This is a genomic window from Tellurirhabdus bombi (assembly GCF_021484805.1).
Taxonomy (GTDB): domain Bacteria; phylum Bacteroidota; class Bacteroidia; order Cytophagales; family Spirosomataceae; genus Tellurirhabdus; species Tellurirhabdus bombi.
In genome coordinates this window covers 794,657-816,587 of the sequence record NZ_CP090557.1, presented here as the reverse complement: position 1 = coordinate 816,587, position 21,931 = coordinate 794,657, and the positions used below count along the sequence as shown (strand labels likewise).

The 21,931-nt window shown below is 50.5% G+C and carries 16 protein-coding genes; 12 read left to right on the top strand and 4 right to left on the bottom strand.

The features are described from left to right. Positions 1 to 118: 118 nt before the first annotated feature. The 9 genes from L0Y31_RS03585 to L0Y31_RS03545 all read left to right on the top strand — a co-directional run bounded on the left by L0Y31_RS03585 (position 119) and on the right by L0Y31_RS03545 (position 10,535). On the top strand, positions 119 to 2,803 hold the full coding sequence (locus tag L0Y31_RS03585; RefSeq protein ID WP_234735765.1) for a cation-translocating P-type ATPase: 2,685 nt from the start codon (positions 119 to 121) through the stop codon (positions 2,801 to 2,803). A 113-nt stretch (positions 2,804 to 2,916) separates the two neighbouring features. Beyond that, a complete protein-coding gene (locus L0Y31_RS03580) occupies positions 2,917 to 3,654 on the top strand; it encodes a C40 family peptidase (RefSeq protein ID WP_234735764.1) in 738 nt (245 codons plus the stop codon). A 149-nt stretch (positions 3,655 to 3,803) separates the two neighbouring features. Next, positions 3,804 to 4,550, top strand: a complete 747-nt coding sequence (locus tag L0Y31_RS03575; protein ID WP_234735763.1) for a DUF2490 domain-containing protein — start codon at positions 3,804 to 3,806, stop codon at positions 4,548 to 4,550. Positions 4,551 to 4,694: 144 nt separating this feature from the next. Further along, entirely contained in the window at positions 4,695 to 5,105 is a 411-nt protein-coding gene (locus tag L0Y31_RS03570) for a hypothetical protein (protein WP_234735762.1), read from the top strand. 133 nt (positions 5,106 to 5,238) lie between these two features. Next, positions 5,239 to 6,384, top strand: coding sequence for a helix-turn-helix domain-containing protein (locus L0Y31_RS03565; RefSeq protein ID WP_234735761.1), 1,146 nt, complete (start codon positions 5,239 to 5,241; stop codon positions 6,382 to 6,384). A 121-nt stretch (positions 6,385 to 6,505) separates the two neighbouring features. Further along, entirely contained in the window at positions 6,506 to 7,039 is a 534-nt protein-coding gene (locus L0Y31_RS03560; RefSeq protein WP_234735760.1) for a hypothetical protein, read from the top strand. A 304-nt stretch (positions 7,040 to 7,343) separates the two neighbouring features. After that, positions 7,344 to 8,048: a 3-keto-disaccharide hydrolase gene (locus L0Y31_RS03555; RefSeq protein WP_234735759.1), complete on the top strand. Its 705-nt coding sequence runs from the start codon at positions 7,344 to 7,346 to the stop codon at positions 8,046 to 8,048. A gap of 77 nt (positions 8,049 to 8,125) precedes the next feature. Continuing rightward, positions 8,126 to 9,010, top strand: a complete 885-nt coding sequence (locus L0Y31_RS03550; protein ID WP_234735758.1) for a hydroxypyruvate isomerase family protein — start codon at positions 8,126 to 8,128, stop codon at positions 9,008 to 9,010. Positions 9,011 to 9,215: 205 nt separating this feature from the next. Then, the gene (locus L0Y31_RS03545) at positions 9,216 to 10,535 is read left to right on the top strand and encodes an APC family permease (RefSeq protein WP_407084073.1); all 1,320 of its coding nucleotides are present in this window, start codon (positions 9,216 to 9,218) and stop codon (positions 10,533 to 10,535) included. Here L0Y31_RS03545 and L0Y31_RS03540 read toward each other — a convergent pair. The 3 genes from L0Y31_RS03540 to L0Y31_RS03530 form a co-directional block, all read right to left on the bottom strand. After that, entirely contained in the window at positions 10,519 to 11,127 is a 609-nt protein-coding gene (locus L0Y31_RS03540) for an IMPACT family protein (protein ID WP_234735756.1), read from the bottom strand. The two genes, L0Y31_RS03545 and L0Y31_RS03540, sit on opposite strands and share 17 nt — an antisense overlap. Before the next feature lie 81 nt (positions 11,128 to 11,208). Next, positions 11,209 to 13,605, bottom strand: coding sequence for a family 78 glycoside hydrolase catalytic domain (locus L0Y31_RS03535; protein WP_234735755.1), 2,397 nt, complete (start codon positions 13,603 to 13,605; stop codon positions 11,209 to 11,211). A gap of 99 nt (positions 13,606 to 13,704) precedes the next feature. Beyond that, complete coding sequence (locus L0Y31_RS03530; protein WP_234735754.1) at positions 13,705 to 14,709, bottom strand: YpdA family putative bacillithiol disulfide reductase; 1,005 nt, start codon at positions 14,707 to 14,709, stop codon at positions 13,705 to 13,707. Between the two features lie 120 nt (positions 14,710 to 14,829). Here L0Y31_RS03530 and priA point away from each other — a divergent pair, with 120 nt between their 5' ends. Then, entirely contained in the window at positions 14,830 to 17,322 is a 2,493-nt protein-coding gene (gene priA / locus L0Y31_RS03525) for a replication restart helicase PriA (RefSeq protein WP_234737108.1), read from the top strand. On the opposite strand, the gene L0Y31_RS03520 is transcribed toward priA, so the two are convergent. After that, positions 17,319 to 18,149, bottom strand: coding sequence for a CvfB family protein (locus L0Y31_RS03520; protein ID WP_234735753.1), 831 nt, complete (start codon positions 18,147 to 18,149; stop codon positions 17,319 to 17,321). The two genes, priA and L0Y31_RS03520, sit on opposite strands and share 4 nt — an antisense overlap. Positions 18,150 to 18,394: 245 nt before the next feature. Between L0Y31_RS03520 and ffh the strand changes: the two genes are divergently transcribed. Both ffh and gldG read left to right on the top strand, forming a co-directional pair. Next, complete coding sequence (ffh, locus tag L0Y31_RS03515; protein WP_234735752.1) at positions 18,395 to 19,714, top strand: signal recognition particle protein; 1,320 nt, start codon at positions 18,395 to 18,397, stop codon at positions 19,712 to 19,714. Positions 19,715 to 20,207: 493 nt separating this feature from the next. After that, positions 20,208 to 21,872: a gliding motility-associated ABC transporter substrate-binding protein GldG gene (gene gldG, locus L0Y31_RS03510; RefSeq protein WP_234735751.1), complete on the top strand. Its 1,665-nt coding sequence runs from the start codon at positions 20,208 to 20,210 to the stop codon at positions 21,870 to 21,872. Positions 21,873 to 21,931: the final 59 nt, after the last annotated feature.

Here is a 21,931-nt window from a genome sequence, read left to right as displayed (position 1 = left end):
ATTTAAGTTGCCAGAGCGGTGAAATGGTCTAAATTGGCTGCTATTCGGGATACGAATAAAATAGAACAAGTTGGTTCCCTACCAGTTAGAAATTTAGCTACACATCCCTACTCACATTATGCCAACCTCAATTACTACTCCTGACCATGCGCATCAGTTGTCCATTGACCAGTTGCGGGAAGACTTAAAAATCGATATTAAAACGGGCCTCTCTGCCGACGAAGCTTCCCGGCGATATGAAGAATTTGGCCCGAACGCCCTACAGGAAACCAAGCAGGAAAGCTGGCTGGCTATTCTGGGGCGTCAGTTCACGGGTGTTATTGTATACATCCTGGCGGCGGCGGCGGGCATTTCCTTTTTTCTAGGCGAGACTGTCGAAGGGTTTGCCATTATTGCCGTGCTGCTCATCAACGCCATTACTGGCTTTGTGCTCGAATGGAACGCCCGCCAGTCGATGGAGGCGCTCCGCAAAATGGATACAACGCCCGCGCGCGTGCTGCGTGACGGACGAGTGCGCGAAATCTCCTCGGAAGAGGTGACCATTGGCGATGTGCTGATTGTCGAAGCGGGCGATGTCGTTGCTTCCGATGCGAATATATTTGAAGCCAACCAGCTACAAATCGACGAATCGGCCCTGACCGGTGAATCACTGCCGGTTGAAAAAAATACGGACATTGCCGCCGCCGATGCGCCTCTGGGCGACCAGCACAACCGCCTGTTCAAAGGCACGCCCGTGACGAGCGGCAACGGGAAGGCGATTGTGACGGGCATTGGCCAGAAAACGGAGCTGGGCAAAATTGCCACGATGGTCGAGGAGGCCAAACGCACGGCAACCCCGCTGGAAGCCAAACTGGACTCCCTGGCGAAAGTATTAATCTGGGTTACGGTTGGCCTGGCTGCTTTGTTTCTGGTGGTGGGTCTGATCCGAAAAGAAGAACCGCTACGCTTGGTTGAAACGGCCCTGGCGCTGGCTATTGCGGCGATTCCCGAAGGAATGTCGGTGGTGGCCACGATTGCGCTGGCCTACGGAATGCTAAGGTTGGCGGAGAAAAAAGTAATTGTCAAGCGTCTGTCGGCGGTGGAAACGTTGGGCGGAACGAACGTCATTTTTACGGATAAAACCGGCACCTTAACCCAAAACCGGATTGAGGTAAACACGATTCAATTGCCCGAACAAAAGGCCGAAGTAGACGTAGATGCAAAAGCCAAAAAGCTGGCCGTGGTTGAAGGTGACGAAAATATTACCGAAGCCGCCCTTTTTGATCAACTGATTCACGTAGCGGTTTTGTGTAATAATGCCGATTATGACCTGGTTGGGGAAGAGGAAAAAGAAGTGGGCGACCCGGTGGAAGTTTCCCTGCTGAAGTTTGCCTGGGGGGCGGGCTTTAATCCTGACGAGATCATCAAAGAGTTTCCGCGCGAAGGGGAGAAAGCCTTTAGCTCCGATACGCGGATAATGGGCACGTTACACAAGACACCCGGAAATAAAGAATCTGCACCTTATTTTGTTGCCGTCAAAGGCGCCGCCGAGGAAGTTCTGGAACGTTGTACGTCGGTTGACGAAAATCTTCGGAAAAGCCAGTACGAAATATCCGAGAAAATGGCGGCGGATGGGCTGCGAACGCTGGCGTTTGCCTATCGGGAAGTATCCGAAAAGCCAGGGGACGATTTTGCCGATAAAGACCTGATTTATGTAGGCTTGATTGGCTTTTTAGACCCACCGCGCACGGAAGTAACCCCCGCCCTGGAAGCCTGCCGCGAGGCGGGAATCAAAGTCATTATGGTAACCGGCGACCACCCCGCGACCGCCTTAACCATTGCGTCGAAGGTGAAATTGATTGAGGCGGGGGAGGAAATCGTGTTGACCGGGAAAGACTTAAAACCCCTGAAAGAGCTGAGTGAAGCGGATAAGAAGAAACTGATGGAAGCGCGGGTTTTTGCGCGGGTAAGTCCGGCCCAGAAGCTCGACATGATTGAGCTGTACCAGGAGCATGGCGATATTGTCGGAATGACGGGCGACGGGGTGAATGATGCGCCCGCGTTGAAAAAATCCGACATCGGTATTGCGATGGGACTGCGGGGAACGCAGGTCGCCGCCGAAACGGCGGATATGGTGCTGAAAGACGACTCCTTTTCGTCCATTGTGGCCGCCATTGCGCAGGGGCGGGTGATTTTCGAGAACATCCGCAAGTTTGTGCTGTTCCTGCTGTCCTGTAATCTAAGCGAAATTTTTGTGGTTACGTTCGCGGGTTTCCTGAACGTAGGTACGCCATTGCTGCCGCTACAAATTCTATTTATCAATATTGTTACCGACGTTTTCCCCGCGCTGGCGCTGGGCGTAGGCCGCGAAAATGGCGAGCTGATGAAGCAGCCGCCGCGCGATCCGAAAACCCCAATTCTGAGCAACCGGGACTGGCGTATAGTGGCTTTTTATGCCTTGGCCATTACGATTTCTGTACTGGGTGCCTACATTGTGGGAATCAAATACTGGGGTTTAACGGAGCAAGAAGGCAACAACCTGACGTTCTACGCGCTTTCGTTTGCGCAAATCATGCACGTTTTTAATCTGCACTCCGAAAAAGCATTTTTTGTGAACGAAATCACCCGCAACCGATACATCTGGTACGCCATCGTGCTTTGTATGCTGATTCTGGTCGTGACGTATTACGTGCCGTTCCTGAGCCAGGTGTTATCCATTCAACCCATGCGCGGCCCCGAACTGATTTTGATCGCAATTGCGGGTATCTTCCCCGTCGTGTTGATCCAGTTGGTACAGGCTGTTGGCTTGCTGAAACGCCGATAAACACGGAAATCCAGCCTTATTTTCAATCGGATAATAAGGCTGGATTTTACAGAACTTCCTGAATTTAGGCTTTCTACCGAAACTATTTTTGCGCGCTAATTCGTTGCCTATCAATGAAGCGATGGATTTGTGCGCTGTTCATCCTGCTCGGAACCCCGGCTCTGGCTCAGTCAACGGGGCAAACGTTTTACCGGCAGTATCAGGCAGCTTTGAAAGAAAAATTCGGCAGTTTGGCCACGGATGCTGAGTTGCTTTTCCTCTTGGAAAACATCATTGATCGGAAACATCTTGAAGTTGACTACAACCATTATTTCCAGCCCCGGCCCGCGCCACTAACAAAATTGGTTTGTAACCTACGCCAGACGGCCAGTTTCAGCGGAATCAAAAATAGCCTTGTTTATCCCTTATTGCGGTTTGTGCTTCCCCGCGTGACGCCTAAACCGGCCCTGAACCAGCACGGAACGGTGGGCGAGCGAATTGCGGCCCAAACCTTTGCGTATTTGGGCGTGCCTTACGGAAGCCCGTCCTTTAACCGGCAGACCAATCGGGGGACGCTGGATTGTTCGGGACTCGTTAATTACGTGTTCAGCGATGTCGGAATCCAGTATCGGCGGGGCGGTGGAAGCAGCGCCGTGGTGGGTATTGTCAACAGTCCGGACATGAAAACCGTTTCTGGAAATCCGCAGCCCGGCGATTTACTCGTGCGCAAACACAAGAACAACCAGTGGTCGCACGTGGGCATTTACGTGGGTAATCAGCAATTAATTGAAGCGCCTTACACCGGTACGGTAGTTCGTACGACGCCCTATAAGTCAGGCAAATGGCACAAAATTCTCCGTTATAAAGGGTAATTGACGAGGATTTGTTACGCTAATATTATGGAATTGTTAATAATGGAATTCCTGAGGTTACATTTCCTTAACCTTGCGTAATTTTGGGCCTCGTTCCTTACTCTATTATTGTGTTGTCTTTACGCTTATCTTTTTGGTTAACAGTCTGTTTGTTAGCAAGCTCCGCCAGGGGCTTATTCGCCCAGACATCTACCACTAATCCGGCCCCCTGGGGGACCTGGCTGATCGGTACTGTGCAAATGTCGGGGGGTGAAAAAAAATGGGGTGGCTTTGCAGAAGTGCAGTCCCGAAGCAATTCACTGGGACGGGAGTTTTTCTACAGTGAAATCAAAGGCGGCATTAGCTACGACCTTAATCCGAACTTTACGGCAACGCTGGCGGGTGGGCGCTACGCCACGTACGATTATCAGGCGTTGGAAGACGGCCCGCTCAACACCGAAGGGCGGCTTTGGCAACAACTGGTTATCAATCAGTTTTTATCGCGTCTGCGCTTTGAGCACCGCTACCGCGTAGAACAACGCTGGTTTAAATTTCGCGACGGAACCTATCCTTACCGCAACCGGATTCGCTATCGCTTCTACGGCTTTCTGCCGCTGAACAAGCCAACTATCAAAGCCAAAACCGTTTTTCTGGCCGCCTACGACGAAATATTCCTGAATCCGAAAGGGCCAACGTTCGAACGAAACCGGCTTTATGGCGGTGTTGGCTACCAGCTGGACAAGCACTGGGTGTTTCAGCTTGGTTGGGTGAATCAGACCAATTACAACCCAGCCTCGTTTGATCAGGGCGTTTTTAAACCCATTGCGGCTTCGGGCAAAAATAATGTGGTGCTTAACGTGCAGTACCGCATAACCCGTAAAGCGTCGTCGGAGCGTCTGCCTTCTCAGCCCGATTAATTTTAAAACGCCACTCATCGGTGAAAATGCCCGACTGATCTATTAAAACCAGCTCTCGGTCGAAAAGGCCAAAAGGGTGATTAAACGCGGGTGCCTGTCTGTTCTCTAACCAATAGTTACGACAATAAAACAACTGAACAGACCATGAAAAACACCATCATCGCCCTCGTCACTTTAGCTGTATTTTCTACCGGAAGCGCTATCGCGCAACGGGCTAACAATGTTGGTAAAGTCCGCCCCGCAGCTCCTTATAATACACCGGCTAATGCCCGTTTAGATAATAATCAGGAAGACATTCGTATCGACCGCCTGGACGCCGTTGTTGACTTGTCACGCAAGCAGGAAAAAGAGTTGAAACTCATCGAAGATCGCTACGACAGACGCGAACTTATGGCGCTGCAACGCCGCTCGCCACAGGCTTACCAACGCACTCTACAGAAAAAACAGCAAGAGATGCTGGATGTACTGACCAAAAAGCAGCGTCAGAAATGGGTAGCCTACCAGGACACCTACAAATCGTATGACCGTGGTGGCTTTTATGGAAGAAGAGGCTAAGATAAATAGTTAATGAGTTGAAAGTCGCCGTGCGTCCCGTACGGCGACTTTTGTGTTTTTGAACGTACCCGCCAGCAATAAAGTTAATGAGCCTGGATTGGCGAAAGAGCGGCAGATTTGGTAGTTTTCCTGCATGACGATTCCTCCTTTAGATCTGATTCTGCTCCTGGGTGCCTGCCAGGGATTTATTCTGGCAGGGCTGCTGTGGTTTAACCCCAAAGGAAGGCGCTTATCCAACCGGTTGCTGGCTTTTTTGATTGGGTTACTGGCCATGGCTAGTCTGGCGGTAGGCATTCCGGTACAAAATTCATTCGTCCGACTGGCGCTGGAACTGACCTCTCTGATCAACGTGATGCCCATCGGGCCACTGATTTATTTTTACACCCGGTCGCTGCTGGAACCGGATTTTCGGCTTGGCAAAAAAGAGCGCCTGCATTTTTATCCAACCATCCTGGACTGGGGTGCGCCTCTGATTGGCTGGACATTTCTACTGGGAGTAGTTTTGAAACTAGTCAGTCCCAAAACCGGCCCGGAGTGGGGTCAGGTGATGGACGAGTATAATGCCTATGCGGATATTCCACGCTGGTTGTCCCTAACGATCTACCTGGGCCTGACGCGGCGCTGGCTGCTTCGGCAGGAACGTGCTGCGTCAATTTCGGAGCAGACGCAAAGCAACCTGCCCTGGCTCCGGCTATTTTTAACCATTTTTCTGGCTTTTCAACTGATTTGGCTCTTTTTTCTGGTGCCTTATATTGCACCGGCTTACCGAAACCAGCTCCTGGATACGTTTGGCTGGTATCCAATTTATATTCCAATTGCGGTGATGATTTACTGGTTAGGCTTGCGGGGATATCTGCATGCACGCAGCACCGAACCCAGAGAACCCATTCGTAAAAAGGCGGCAGCGGCGTTGGCGCAGGACGTCGTTCAGGAAACCGCCACCCGGTTGCAGCAGGCAATGACCGAGCAGAAACTGTATCTCGATCCCGAATTAACGGTAGAAAAACTGGGCCGTCAATTGCAAATACCCGCCAAGACGATTTCTGCGGTTTTGAATCAGCATCTTGGTAAGAGCTTCAACACCTTTGTGAACGAATACCGGCTGGAAGAAGTGAAACAACGCCTGACCCAGCCCGCCAAGGCCCATTTGACCATGATCGGGATTGCCTTCGACTGCGGTTTCAACTCTCAGGCTACTTTCCAGCGGGCGTTCAAGCAAATGACGGGCATGAGCCCCAAGGAGTACCTTGCCAAGCAGGCGGTTAGTCAGTCCGGTTAACCCATACTTACTCTTAAAATTTCGTGCTTCTGAGGGATAGAATCCCCCTGGAGACTTAAAACACTCGCTTCGTTTTGGAGTTATTAAGGGAGATTCTTTTATGAACTAAGCTCATTATGCCATGGAAAACAGAGAAAATATAAACGAAAACAAAATAGAGGATACCGAAAATACCCCCAGCGCTTTTGATCCGGATAACAAAGCACCGGAGTTTTATTCAAAAGATCCCTACCAACACGGAATATCTGATTTCGGGGCACCGAGCGAAGGTGTAGGAGTCGGTACGTTCAATTCTGTGCAGCCGAAAGACCAGGGTAGTGAGTCGCAAAGAACCAGCGCAAGCAAGGACGAAAACGCGGCTAACCACGAACGCGAAGCAGGTCCTGATAACCACGGTACTACGCAGGAATGGGATGTTGATCCACAGGCCATTGAAAACAGTCGGCGCGATGCTGCTAACCAACCAGCCAACACAGATAGTGGCTGGCCGAGCAGCATAGAAGGCATTCCTGATAACCCATCGGATGAAGCGCTTTTCAATCGCCAGGGAGCAACTTACCTGGAAGAAGGCGACAATCCAAAGGAAGGCTATGACCCACACCACATGGGTTATGACAACAAGGATGACAGCACCAAGGAAGAAGATAAAAGCTAGTTATATATTTAGCTTATATAAGGGCGGCCAACAGGTCGCCCTTTTTTTGTTCGCCATACTTCTGGCTTCGTTGCGGTATTTAGCCGATGAGGCAATCGGGGCAAATTAATTTATAGCGGCGGTTTTATACGGCAAGATTGAAAAAAACAGTTATTAGGGCAGGTGTTTAAACCGATCGAATTAATTATATTTTGTCTTTTTTGAGCTTTTACGCAAAAAAGTTGCTGGGTCGGAGGAGGTTTTCTAATATTGCCAAATTCTTCTCTTCGGGAAGAGAGAACCTAGCTCCCAACTTATCATTTTTATGAAAAATTTAGTGAAAAAATGGAGTCATGTTGCACTCCTGGCACTTGCCGTTGGAATTGTCGCTCCAGCACAGGCAACGAACGCGCCTAAAAAAGGCAAATGGGAAAAGATTTTTGATGGAAAGTCGTTTGCAGGATGGCATGGATACCTGAAAAAAGACGTGTCTGACAAATGGAAAATTGAAGATGGCGCCATGGTCCTGACAGGCAGAGGCGGTGGAAATCTGGTGACAGACAAAGAGTACGAAAACTTTGAGCTGGAACTGGAATGGAAAATTTCGGAAGGTGGCAACAGCGGGATCATGTACCACGTTCACGAAGACAGCAAATTCGGTCAGCCTTACCAAACCGGCCCGGAAGTACAGGTGCTGGACGATGAGCGTCACCCCGATGCAAAAGCAGGCAAGAATGGCAACCGCAAATCCAGCTCACTCTATGATATGCTGCCCCCATCGGCACCCGCAAAACCCGCCGGTGAATGGAACAAAATCCGGATTGTGGTGAACAACGGCAAAGCAGAACATTACCAGAACGGCAAGAAAGTGCTGGAATATCCAACCACCGGTCCGGAATGGGACAAAATGGTGAGCGAAAGCAAGTTCAAAGGCTGGGAAGGTTTCGGTAAATACGCCAAAGGAAGTATTGCGCTGCAAGACCACGGCGATAAAGTTTGGTTTCGGAATATTCGGATTCGTGAACTCTAACTGTAAAGCGTGAAGATGGCGGGCGCTGCCCTCAGCAGCTTTCAGGCCATCTTCACGGATTTGCTCAATCAATACATATGCAAAAATCTTCTCGCCGTATCGTTTTGAAAACCCTCGCTGGGTCGGCGCTGACGTTGCCAGTCGTCGATTCACTGGCTGCCTCCCTCGAGCAAACGACTCAAGCGGTAGCGCCGAAGCTCAAAGGCAACATCAACCATTCGGTATGCCAGTGGTGTTACAGCAAAATCCCGTTTGAGGATCTGTGCAAAAACGCCAAAGAAATTGGCCTTCAGTCTGTTGAGTTGACTAATGCCGAACACTGGCCAATCCTGAAAAAATACGGATTAACTTCCGCAATTGTTTACGGCGGTGGAAAAGGCATCGAAAGAGGTTTCAACGACCCGAATCTGCACGATGAACTGGTGGCCAGCTACGAAGCTAATTTCGCCAAAGTAAAAGAAGCAGGGATGAAAAACGTCATCTGTTTCTCGGGAAACCGTCGGGCAGACCTGAACGACGAGCAAGGTCTCGAAAACTGCACAAAAGGCTTGAAAAGGCTCATGGCCAGCGCCGAAAAACACGGCATCGTGCTGGTAATGGAACTGCTGAACAGCAAGGTAAACCATAAAAACTACATGGCCGACCACACGGCCTGGGGCGTTGAATTGTGCAAACGCATTGGTTCGGAAAATTTCAAGCTGCTGTACGATATTTACCACATGCAGATCATGGAAGGCGACATCATCCGGACAATTAAGGATAGCCACAAATACATCGGTCATTACCACACAGGCGGTAACCCGGGCCGGGCGGAAATTGACGAAACGCAGGAGATTTACTACCCAGCCGTCATGAAAGCCATTGTCGAAACGGGCTACAAAGGCTTCGTTGGTCAGGAGTTTATTCCAAAACGCGATCCGATGACATCCCTGCGGCAGGCGGTGCAAATCTGTGACGTCTAGATAGGTTAATGCAACAAAAAAGGGCTTCTCGACAAAGGAAGCCTTTTTTTGTGCCTTTTGCGTTGAACGAAGCCCGCCGGGATGTGGTTACTGGCATGGGCATTGCCTATGCTCATTCACCAACTTATTTCGTATAACCTCGCGCTCTGTGTCTACAACTACCGAAAATCTCAGTTCCGAAGAACTTCCCCGGCGCTTGGGTTTACTGCCCGCCACCGCCCTGAATATGATCGATATGGTGGGAATTGGGCCTTTTGTGGTTCTGCCCCTGGTTATTCAGATCATGAATGGGCCGTATTTTATCTGGGCCTGGGTGCTGGGCGCGGTGGTTTCGCTGATCGATGCGATGGTTTGGGCTGAGTTAGGCGCGGCGTATCCGATGGCGGGTGGGAGTTACAGCTTTTTGAAAATCGCTTACGGCGAAAATCGCTGGGGAAAGCTGTTTTCATTTCTGCTGGTCTGGCAGACACTTATTCAGGCGCCTTTGGTAGTGGCGTCGGGATCAATCGGTTTTGCGCAGTATGCTTCGTATCTGGTGCCGCTGGAAGGGTGGACGCTGAAAGCCGTTTCGGGGGGTGCCGTCATTCTGGTGGTTCTGCTCTTGTATCGGCGTGTTGATTCCATTGGCCGAATCGGGATGGTGCTTTGGGGCTGCGTACTGGCTACGGTCGGTTGGATTATCTGGGGTGGCCTGAGCAGTGGACATTATTCTTTCTCGTTGCCGATTCCCGAAGACGGGTCCTTTTTCAGCAGTGTTGCCGGAGCTGGTTTAGGAGCGGCTTCAGTCAAAACGATTTATTGCTATTTAGGCTATTACAACGTTTGCCACCTAGGCGGTGAAATCAAAAATCCTTCCCGCATCATTCCGCTCAGCATGTTCCTGTCTGTCTTTGGGATCGCTGCCCTGTATTTGCTGATGAATACCAGCGTGGTGAGCGTCATTCCCTGGCAGGAAGCCCAGAATAGTACATTCATTGTCAGCACATTTATTGAGCGTCTATACGGTGCAAACGCGGCTCGCGTGGCTACATTTATGGTGTTGATCGTGGCGTTTTCGTCGCTTTTTGCCGTTTTGTTGGGCTATTCGCGGGTTCCCTATGCGGCGGCAGCCGACGGCCAGTTTTTCTCTATCTTCGCAAAGCTGCACCCCACCCGGCAGTTTCCCTACGTTTCGCTTTTGTTTCTGGGTGGCGTCGCTTTTGTCTTTAGCCTGTTGTTTAAGTTATCCGATGTCATCACGGCGATTCTGGCCATGCGGATTCTGGTGCAGTTTATTGGGCAGGCCGTGGGGCTTTTGATTTTGCATAGCCGGAAAAAAACATCGTTTCCGTTTCGGATGCCGCTTTATCCGCTGCCGGTGCTGCTGGCCATTGCCGTTTGGGCGTTTATTTTTATCTCAACCGGAATTTCGTTCATGCTCTCCGGCTTAACGGTGATTGGTTTGGGCATTATTGCTTTCCTGATTTCGACGCGAATACGGAAGCAATGGCCGTTTGCCAAAGCAGAAACTAGCCAACAAACGTAACCTGCACGCCTTCCATCTTTTCCAGGCGACCAATAACAACGTTGACCAAGGTGCGCCGCAGCTCGATCTCAAGCGTACATTCCTGATTAAACGACTGCTGAAGAACAGTCAGTTGCTGCTCTTTGATGAGTTTCATCACGTCGTTCAGGCGCTCGAAACCAACCTCAATGCGGTAGATTTCGTTGATGGTTTTGGAAACAACAACCGCATTCACCAACGCTTCGACGGTAGCCGTTTTGTAGGCATTGATCAGCCCCGGAACGCCCAGCAACGTGCCACCAAAATACCGCACCACAATCACCAGAATATTGGTTAAATCCTGCGAATAAAGCGTGTTCAGAATGGGTCGTCCGGCCGTGCCGCTGGGTTCGCCGTCATCGTTTACGCGGTAGTTGTCGCGACCAAGACCCAGCCGCCAGGCAAAGCAGTGGTGCCGGGCCTTGGGGTGTTCCGCGCGAAGGGCCTGGAGGTGGTTCTTTACCTCTTCTTCCGTCCGAATTGGAAAAGCATACGCCAGGAATTTGCTGCCCTTATCGCGGAATTCGCCGGTTGTTGGTTGGTCAATCGTTCGGTACGTGTCTTCAAAAAGCATAGCGCAAAGATAAGGGATTGTCGCAGCTCTATTTTCTCTGAGCCACGGCAATCCCTGTTGAAATACGGATGCGTCGGTATTTTAGAGGCTTATCTCTTGTCGGCCACCTTGCAGTTCCAGCGTTTTGCCCTGCCAGCGCAGTGTACCGGTAAGGTTGTTGGGTAAAGAAACAAACCCTTTCAGACTGCCCGTAGCGCCTTTTTCGAACCGAACCGAAATCTCGCCGGCGGGGTGCGGCATGGAACCTTCCACAAATTCCAGGGTGCCCAGATACGGCGTAATGCTCACCGATTTGAAGCCCGGTGATGCCGGATTGATGCCGCAAACTGTCGCTAGAAACTCGTAGTTGGGTGATGCGCTCCAGGCGTGGCAATCGGAGCGGGTTGGCTCGGGGTTTTCGGCAAAGGTGGTTAAGCCCATCGCCAACATATCGCGCCAGGGTTGCAGCATCGGAACGTATTGATCGGCCATGCCCGTTTTCTTCAGCGCCTGAAACAGGTAAAATTTAAAGTAAAACGTCGCCTGAATGAGGCTGGGATCGGTCATTACTTTTTGCAGCAGCACCTTTTGCTGAGCCGCCGGAACCGCATCCGTTAGCACCGCCCAAATATTGGCGTGCTGGCTGAATTTAGTCTTGTCAGGCGTATCGGCAATCAGGCCTTTTTTGGCGTCCCAGCAACGTCCGTACACCGCTTTGGTCATGCGCAGCGCCAGGGCGCGGTAATGCTCCGCCTGTTGATTTTTCCCGTAATAATAAAACAGATTAGCCGCTCGCTGGAAGGTATACGCCTGCTGCAACGTCAGGACGGCAGAACCGCCTTTCCGCGCTCCGGTAGGTACGCCGCCCATGCCTTCGCCCGGCGCGTCCCATTTCGACCAATCGACAAAATTCCACCATTCCAGCGGACCGTTCAAACCTTCGGGGGCCAGGCGTTTTTCGTGCCAGTCGAGTACGTCGGTGACTCCCTTCAGCATGGATTTCACGAACGCATCGTCTTGCCGGTGCATCCAGTAATCATACACCATACAGACCCAATACAGCGAAAACGTAGGAATCACCTGAAAATCCGCGCTGGGGTAGCGACTTTGCGTCAGACCGTCGTTAAATCGGCTGTGTTCATAATCGGTTAAGGCTTTGCGCATGAGCCGGTCATCGCCCGATACATACAGCGAAATCAGCGACTGAATGCGGGTGTCGCCCGTGTATTGCAACTGCTCGTAATAGGGGCAATCGTAATAATTCTCCCCCGCGCAGAGCCGCGCTGTTCGCCAGCCTACGTTCCAGATGTCTTTCAGGCTGGGGTCATTGCTGGCAAAACGCGCTTTTTCCTGAAAAGGATAGCCCGTGAACTGCCCCGTTAAATCATTCAGAATGAGTGGTTCTCGTTCCGTTTCAACCGTGATTTGCAAATAGCGATACGTTCGGAACCAAAGCGGACGAAAAACGCGGTTTTCCTCGCCATCCGCCACAAACTGATCTTCAAAACCAAGCACGCGGCGTCCGTCAATCTCGTTTCGGTTGCCTTTCTGCCCTTTGCTATCCACCAGCGCTTCGGCGTAAGCCAGCGTAATTACCGCGTCTTTGCCTTTGCTCACCTTCAGTTCGGGATACGCATTCGTCAGGTGACCCTGATCGAGCAGGAACACGGCGCGGGTACGGGCCGGAATTTTCACGGGGTCTTTGCCCTGTAAAAACTCATCTTTCATTTTGACGTATTCAGCCCGACGAACCGCTTTGAGTCGCTGCGGAAATTCTTCCATCAGCGGAATCGGACGCGGAACGAGCGCCCAGTTGCCATCCGTGCCCAGGCCTCTCGGTTTGGTCGGATAGCCAAAAACTTTTGCTTCGGGCCAGGATTCATCTTTGAAATTCGGCTGCTCCCAGCCCCAGGGGTATTTGGCACCTTCGACGCGGTCGCCGGCACCCACTACGATGTAGGTGCGCAGTTTGGCATTGTCATTCACCACGGGACTGTAGGCCGGATTGTGAAAAACTTTCCAGCTTTGGTCGGTATTGACCACCTTTTCTGCATCAGTATCACCCTGTAACAAAAAGCCCAGTTGGTAACTCATCTGCGAAAACGGGGCCTGCTCGGCCAGGTGCCATACCTGCGCTGCCAGCGTATTTTTGCCGTTGTTCAGGTAAGGCGCAATGTCTACGGTTTCGTAATACCAGTTTTGCGTATCGCTCCGGGCGGGCCCAAAAACGACAGGTTTGCCATTGACAAACAGGCGGTAACGATTGTCGCCCGTTACGTGAACAACGAAGCGGCTTGGTTTCTGAGCCAGGTTAAACGACTTACGAAAGTGATAAATGCCGTACGTACGCGGCGAGGTTGTCGGGTGGATAATCCAGCGGGCAGGCCAATAATCCGTTTGCCAGCGCGTCGGTTTGGGTTGAGCGGCAGGATTGACCGGCTGAGCCGTGGTTACTAGCCAACTAAGGAGGAATAATCCCGTAATGATCCAATTTTTCATAAAAAAGCGCTACAGTGGTCGAAGCGGAAGAGTCTGGATTTTTTGCAAAAATAGCGTAATCTCAGGCAGAGTACACGCCAAATAATCAAACTCTCGCCATCAAATCCGCTCAATCAACTCGGCTACTTTCCGCACTTCTTTTCCCGAAATGTGGTCTATGATCGCTTTTGCGTGTTCGCGGCCATTTTCGATGAAGACTTTTTCGGTGTAAATACCGGCCATCACGGTGCCGCAGACATACAGGCCCGGCACGTTGGTTTCAAAGGTTTCCTTGTCGTAAGTCGGCACCTGGGTTTCTTCGTTCAAAGCAACGCCGCAGCGCCGGAGCAACTCCGCATCGGGAATATAGCCGGTCAGGATAATCACAAAATCAGCGGGTAATTCGCCCGTTTCGCCAGTTTGCACGTTGGTCGTGTAGACTTTACCCGCTTCAATTTTCGTGACACAGGTATTGAACTGGGTGTTGATTTTTCCTTCTTTGACGCGGTTTTTCACGTCGGGAATTAGCCAGTATTTTACGGTTTTCCGGAAATCATCGGCGCGGTGAACAATCGTTACGTGAGCATCGGCGCGGTATAATTCCAGGGACGCTTCGACGGCGGAGTTAGACGCCCCCACAATGACCACGTTGGTGTAGGAATATTGAAACGGCTCGTCGTAGTAGTGCGTCACGTGCGGCAGCTCTTCGCCCGGAATACCCAGCCAGCGCGGTTTGTCGAAATAACCTGTCGCCAGAATTACTTTCCGGGCCTGGTATTGATCTCCTTTGGTGGTGTACACCGTAAAGTTATCGGCCTCTTTCTCTACCCGGTCTACCTCTGTGAAAAGGCTGAAATTCAGGTCGTAATAGCCCGTTACTTTCCGGTAGTACTGCAACGCTTCGGTTCGATTGGCTTTGACGCCAGCGATGGGAAACGGAATACCGCCAATTTCAATGTTCTCGGCAGTCGAGAAAAAACGCATCATTTTGGGGTATTTCCGAATGGATTCCGTTAGGCTTCCTTTTTCCAGAATCAGGTGGCTCAAGCCCGCTTTTTTTGCTTCAATGCCCGCCGCCAGACCGCAGGGTCCGCCGCCAATAATGATGACATCGTATATGTCCATAGTCGAAACTTCTTTTTATTGGAACGCAAAATAGTATCGGAAGGGTTTACCCAAAATCCATTCATTAAGAAAATATCTGAGTAAATTGCCTTACTAATTGCTGTTACTGCTTTGCTACCGCTGACATTTGACTTTAACGAAGAGACAACCTACTTCGCCGACTTAATTCTGCCTGTTCCAATTCCGAAGCTGTTTACTTACCGCGTGCCGCGCGATATGGTCGATTTGCTGAAGGTGGGCGCTCGGGTGATTGTGCCTTTTGGGAAAAGCCGGGTTTATACGGCCGTTGTGGGGCGGATTCATACGCAGCCGCCCAGCAACTACCAGGCAAAATACATTCTCGAACTTTTAGACGAATACCCGCTCGTGACGGGCTATCAGCTGGAGCTTTTTCAGTGGATGGCTGATTATTACCTGTGTACCATCGGCGAAGTCCTGAACGTGGCCTTGCCGTCGGGCTTGAAAATCACCAGCCAGTCGAAGGTACAGTATAACCCTGATTTTGATCATCCTGATTTACTGACCGAAACGGAAAAAGGGTTGCTGGAAGAGCTGAAAAAACATCCGGCGCTTTCGTACGAAGAGCTGGGTCGGCTGGTGGGTGAAACGGCGGTTCCGACCACGATTAAGTCGCTCATCGGCAAGCATGCCGTGATTGTGTTTGAAGAAGTGCGGGAGAAATACGTCCCGAAAATGGTGCGGAAAGTTCGGTTAGCTCCTGATTACGAAGAAAAGGCCCAACTCATTGCGTTGATTAACGCCCTGGATAAGGTGCCGAAACAGCAGGAGATTGTGATGCGGTATTTGCAGCACGTGCCGGTGCTGAACAACCCGGCGCTGAACCGCAAAGGGGTGGATAAGGCAATCTTTAACCAGGACGATACCCTCTCGCAATCATCGCTGCAAACGCTGATCAAAAATCAGGTTTTCGAATCGTTTGAGATTATTTTGCCGCGCTTCCCCGAAGATACGGGCGGGCCAACGGTGCAGATTCAGCTTACTGAGGCACAAACCCAGGCAGCGAATCAGATTTTACAGCACTTTCAGGAAAAAGACATCGTCTTGCTACACGGCATTACGGGTTCGGGCAAAACCGAAGTATACATCAACCTGATTCAGCAGGTACTGGATAGTGGCTCTCAGGTGCTTTACCTACTGCCCGAAATTGCCCTGACGACGCAGATTGTCGTGCGGTTGAAAAAGGTTTTTGGCGATAAAATGGGGATCTACCACTCCCGTTTCTCCGATAACGAGCGCGTAGAAGTCTGGAAAGGCATTATTTCCGGGCAGTATCAGTTTGTGGTTGGCGTTCGTTCGGCCATCTTTCTGCCTTTTGATAACCTGGGCCTGATCATTGTGGACGAAGAGCACGAAACCTCCTACAAGCAACACGATCCGGCTCCGCGCTACCACGCCCGCGACGTAGCGATGATGATTGCGCAGCGCCAGAGCGCCAAAGTGCTGCTGGGGTCGGCCACGCCCTCCATCGAGAGCTATTTCCACGCTCAGCAGGGCCGTTACGGACTTGTGGAGCTGTTGCAACGCTACGGAAACGCTGCTTTGCCGGATATTATTCTGGTGAATACGCGGGTAGAAAAGCACCAGAAAAAGATGAAAAATGAGTTTTCGTCTGCCTTACTGGATGGCCTGCAACAAAATATGGAACGGGGCGAGCAAAGCATTCTGTTTCAGAACCGGCGGGGCTACTCGCCTTACCTGCAATGCGAAGAATGCGAGTGGATTGCCGACTGCCACAATTGTGCCGTAAGCCTGACCTACCACATGCGTGATTCCGAGTTGCGTTGTCATTACTGCGGTCATAAGGAAACGGTTCCCAAAGTCTGCCCGGCGTGTGGGTCGCCCAAAGTGCGGACCATCGGTTTTGGGACGGAAAAGATTGAAGATCAGCTACAAATCATATTTCCCGAGGCGCGCATTCAGCGGATGGACCTGGACACAACCCGGAGCAAAAACGCGTACCAGCAGATTATCAAAGAATTTGAAAGCGGCAGTGTCGATATTCTCGTCGGAACGCAAATGATCAGCAAGGGACTGGATTTTGACAAAGTGAGTCTTGTCGGTATTTTCGACGCCGATCGCATTATCCACTTCCCCGAGTTTCGGGCCACGGAGCGGGCCTTTCAGATGATTACGCAGGTGAGCGGGCGGGCGGGGCGTCGGGCCGATCGGCGCGGAAGGGTGCTTATTCAGACCAGTAATCCGCAGCAAGCTGTCCTGATGAAAGTCTTGGAAAATGATTACCGGGGCCTGTTTGAAGAGGAAATTATAGAACGGCAGAATTTCAATTATCCGCCGTTTTCCCGTCTCATTAAACTGACCATCAAGCACCAGGAAGAAACCATCAGCAAGCAGGCTGCCGAGCGACTGGCGCAAAAATTGACCGAGAAATTGGGAAGCAGCCGCGTACTCGGACCGGAAAAACCGCTGGTGGAACGCATTCGCAACCTGTTCCTGTATGATATAATCGTCAAGCTTGAACGGGCAATTAATCCAAAGGCAGCCAAAGCATTTATTCAGGAACAAATTCTGGACGTGCTTAGCGACAAAGGATTAAAAGCCGTAACGGTTGTGGCGGATGTGGACTGCCTCTAAACCAGCGAAATACCGCTGGGATCTATCTTGATTCGACGGTCGCGGTAGAGCGCACCAATGGCTTTTTTAAACGTCTTCTTGCTCATTTCGAGAAGGCGATAAATTTCGTCGGGTGCGCTGTCGTCGTTGAGGGGCAGAAAACCGTTGTTCTCATTGAGAACTTCCAGAATTCGCTGGGCATTGGGCTCGACGTTGGGGTAGCCTTGTTTTTGCAGGCTTACATCGATCCGGTTATCCTCCCGAATGCGCTTGATATAGCCAATCATGTGGTCGCCGGGATAAACGCGCCGGAATAACTCGTTGGCGTAGAGAAGGCCGCGATAACGGTGGTTAATGATAACATTAACACCTAAATCGCTGGGTTCGTGAGCAATCAAATCGACTTTCTGTCCTTCTTCGAGGCCAAACGCATCGGCTTCCAGAAAACGGTTCACTTTGCTGGAGGCCACCAGCCGGTCGGTTTCGTGATCGAGGTACAGGAAGACCACATACCGGCGGCCAACTTCCATGCGCTTGCTTTGCTCTTTGTACGGAACGAGTAAATCTTTTTCCAGTCCCCAGTCCAGGAAAGCGCCTACTTTGGTAACGGCAACGACCTGTAAATAAGCAAATTCGTTGCGCTTGATTTTGGGTTGTAGCGTAGTGGCTATGATCCGGTCTTCCGAATCCGTATAAATAAAAACGTCGATGGTGTCGTCAATATCCAGTGAATCAGGGATATATTTATTGGGAAGCAGTACGTCATTGCCTTCATCGTCGCCCAAAAAGGCGCCAACGCTGGTCATGCGCAAGACCGTCAATGTATTATTTTTTCCAATTTCAATCATGTGTCGTGCTGATAACCCAGCCTTTGCTTAAGCGCAAGAAATAGAAAGCCGGGAAATTTTGCTAATTGCCAAAGGTAAACCGAGTAATAGGCTTTTTCAACATCCAGCCAAAAATCACTAACTTTGTAATTTATTGGAAAAGAGAAGAGAGCGTCATAGGTCCGCCTCTCCATATACTTCAAAAAATCAGCGTCCCTGGTCTGAGCCAGGGTTAGAAAATTAAACCGAGGAAGTAGCCAGAAACCATGTTTGAAAATCTTCAGGATAAATTAAATCAGGCGTTTAAGACCCTCAAAGGGCAGGGTCGGATTACCGAAATCAACGTAGCCGCGACGGTGAAAGAAGTGCGTCGGGCCCTGACGGATGCCGACGTAAACTATAAAGTCGCCAAAGAAGTAACGGATCGGGTGCGCGAAAAAGCCCTCGACCGCAAAGTACTCATTGCGGTTGAGCCGGGCCAGTTGTTCGTTAAAATCGTGCAGGAAGAGTTAACCGAGTTGATGGGTTCTGAGGCCGAAGGCATCAATGTCAAAGGCGATCCGGCGGTTATTTTGATCGCGGGTTTGCAGGGTTCAGGAAAGACGACGTTTACGGGAAAGCTGGCGGCGCACCTCAAAAAACAAGGCAAGAGCGTATTGCTTACTGCCTGCGACATTTACCGGCCTGCGGCCATTGATCAGCTGAAAGTGCTGGGCGAGCAGGTGGGTGTCGAAGTTTACGCGGAACCAGAAAACAAAAATGCGGTTGAAATTGCCCAGAATGCGCTGGCCCAGGCCCGCAAGACCGGCAAAAAAGTAGTTATTGTCGATACAGCCGGCCGTTTGGCGGTCGATGAGTTGATGATGAAAGAGGTGGAAAACCTCAAAAAGACGCTGAATCCGTCGGAAACGCTGTTCGTGGTGGACTCCATGACAGGTCAGGATGCGGTCAATACGGCCAAAACCTTCAACGAGCGTTTGGACTTCGATGGCGTTGTATTGACCAAGCTGGATGGTGATTCGCGCGGTGGGGCGGCTCTTTCCATTCGTGCCGTCGTGAACAAACCCATTAAGTTTATCTCAACCGGGGAAAAAATGGAAGCGCTGGACGTTTTCTACCCCGATCGGATGGCCAGCCGGATTCTAGGCATGGGTGACGTTATCTCGCTGGTTGAGCGCGCTCAGCAGGCGTTTGACGACGAAGAAGCCAAGCGCATCAGTGCCAAAATGCGTCAGAACAAGTTCGATTTCAACGACTTTCAGGCGCAGTTGCAGCAGATCAAAAAAATGGGGAATATCAAAGACCTGCTCGGGATGATTCCGGGAATGGGGAAAATGATCAAAGACCTCGATATCGATAATAATTCATTTACGCCCATTGAAGCCATCATTGGTTCGATGACGCCGAAAGAGCGCGAACGCCCTGATCTCATTGATGGCAGCCGCAAAAAGCGGATCGCTAATGGTAGTGGAACGACAATCCAGCAGGTAAATAATTTGCTGAAGCAGTTCGACGAAATGCGGAAAATGATGAAGAAAATGAATACGATGCAAGCCTCAGGAAAGCTAACCAAAATGATGCGCTAAAATTAAATTTGGATTAAAAAATCTTAATTCGGATTTTTATCGTAAATAAACTCAAATGGTAGGCCGGACCAGTAAAAAGTCCGGCCTAAAATTTTCATTATTTGAATTGGTAGTTTTCCCTTTTAAATTATTGATGATTTTATACTGGCTTTCCTTTGCTGTTTTAGGTCTGGTAGTAATGTATGTACTAGGGCTGCTTTTTATATGGTCGAAAACGCGCCGTATCTGCGCCTGTTCTTCCTGTGACACAGACATGCACCTGGAGCGGACCGAGCGGCCTTCGTATTTAAAAACATGGTACGGCTATTTACCCTTGAAGGCATACCACTGCCGAAAGTGTTATCGGCGCTTGTTTGTGCATAAGAACACGCCAGGCGTAGAGCCAGCTCGGATGTCGGATTTGAAAAAGGTCTACTAGCAGTTAATCTATCCATTTAGATTGCTTTTTCGCTACCTTCGTACGAGCTAGCCGTTTTGAACGTTATTAGCTCGCATGAAGAAAAACCTGACTCGCTTTGCTTTTGTACTGGCCGTTCTTGCAGCGGTCAATCTGTTGTCGTCCTTTCTTTTTTTTCGTCTTGATCTGACGCAGGAGGGTCGCTATACGCTTTCTGACGCCACAAAAAACCTTTTGACAGGGTTGGACGATGATGTGCACATCAACGTGTACCTGACGGGTGATTTGCCACCGGGCTTTAAACGATTAGAAACCAGTATTCGGGAAACGCTGGATGAGTTCAGCGCCCAGGCGGGTAGCCGGTTAACGTACCGGTTCATTAATCCGATGGAGGGAGTCAATAACAAGACTAGTGTTGAGCTACAAAAAAGCCTCATCGATAAAGGCCTTATACCAACCAACTTGCAAGCCAGTGAAGGCGGCCAGCGGACCGAACAATTGATTTTTCCGGGAGCCATTCTGAAATACAAAAACCGTGAAGTCCCCATTTTATTGCTGCGGGGCAATCGGGCCAATTCACCGGAAGAGCAACTCAATCAATCTATTGAAGGCGTTGAATACCAACTGGCTTCGGCCATTCGTCGCCTGACCATCCAGAGTAAGAAGCTGCTGGGTGTCACCGTGAGCTACACTGATATTGAGCCGCTTCGCCTGTCGGATTTACTAGCCACTTTACAGGAATATTACGACATAAAACTAATTGATTTACAGGCTTCCCGAGACCTGGTGGGACTAGATGGACTCTTGGTCCCTAAACCAGACCGACCTTTTGCGGAAGCGGATAAATACAAAATTGACCAGTTTGTGGTGAATGGAGGCAAGGCCTTGTTTTTTGTCGATGGCCTGAAGATTGACAGTGTCGGGATGGACGGGACCTACGCGCAACCGCTGTCTTTGAACCTGGACGATTTGTTCTTCCGCTGGGGCATCCGCCTAAACCGAAACATTGTAAAAGACCTGAGTTCGGCCCGCATTCCCTTGAACGTCGGCAATCTGGGCGACAAACCGAATGTTCAGCTACTGCCGTGGCGCTTTTTTCCGCTGATTAATAATTTTGGCGATGGGAGCCGTAACCCAATCGTTCAGAATCTGGATGCGGTTTATACCCGGTTCACCAGTACGCTGGATACCGTGCAGGCGGAAGGCATTACAAAAACACCGCTGCTGTTAACATCGCAGTATACCAGGCTATTAAATGCGCCGGTTTTAGTGCATTACAACGAAGCGCGGCAGCAACCCGATCCACGTACGTATAACAGTGGAGTGCACGCCATCAGTTACTTGCTGGAAGGTCGTTTTCAGTCGCTGTATACCAACCGCATTTTGCCGGGTGACCCGCGTGCGGCCAGCTTTAAAGCCCGGAATCAGTCCAGCAAAGTGGTGATTTGCTCGGATGGCGATTTGCTGGTGAATGACGTAAACTACCGCACCAATACGCCCTATCCCCTGGGGTATGATCGTTTCTCGCGGAATACGTTCGCCAATAAGGATTTTGTGGTCAATGCCGTTGATTATCTGCTGGATGACAATGGGGTTATAACCGCCCGCACGAAGCAGATTACGCTTCGTCCATTAGACAAATTAAGGCTGAAAGAAGAACGGACGCAGTGGCAGTTAGTCAACCTGCTGGGACCGCTTGCACTGGTCGGTTTGGTGGGTCTGGTATGGCAGGTGGCAAGGCGGCGCAAATATAGTCGTTGAGGCAATTAATTCACCGTTTTGGGCAAGGCAGTCGTGCAATTTTTTGCTACATTTGTTTT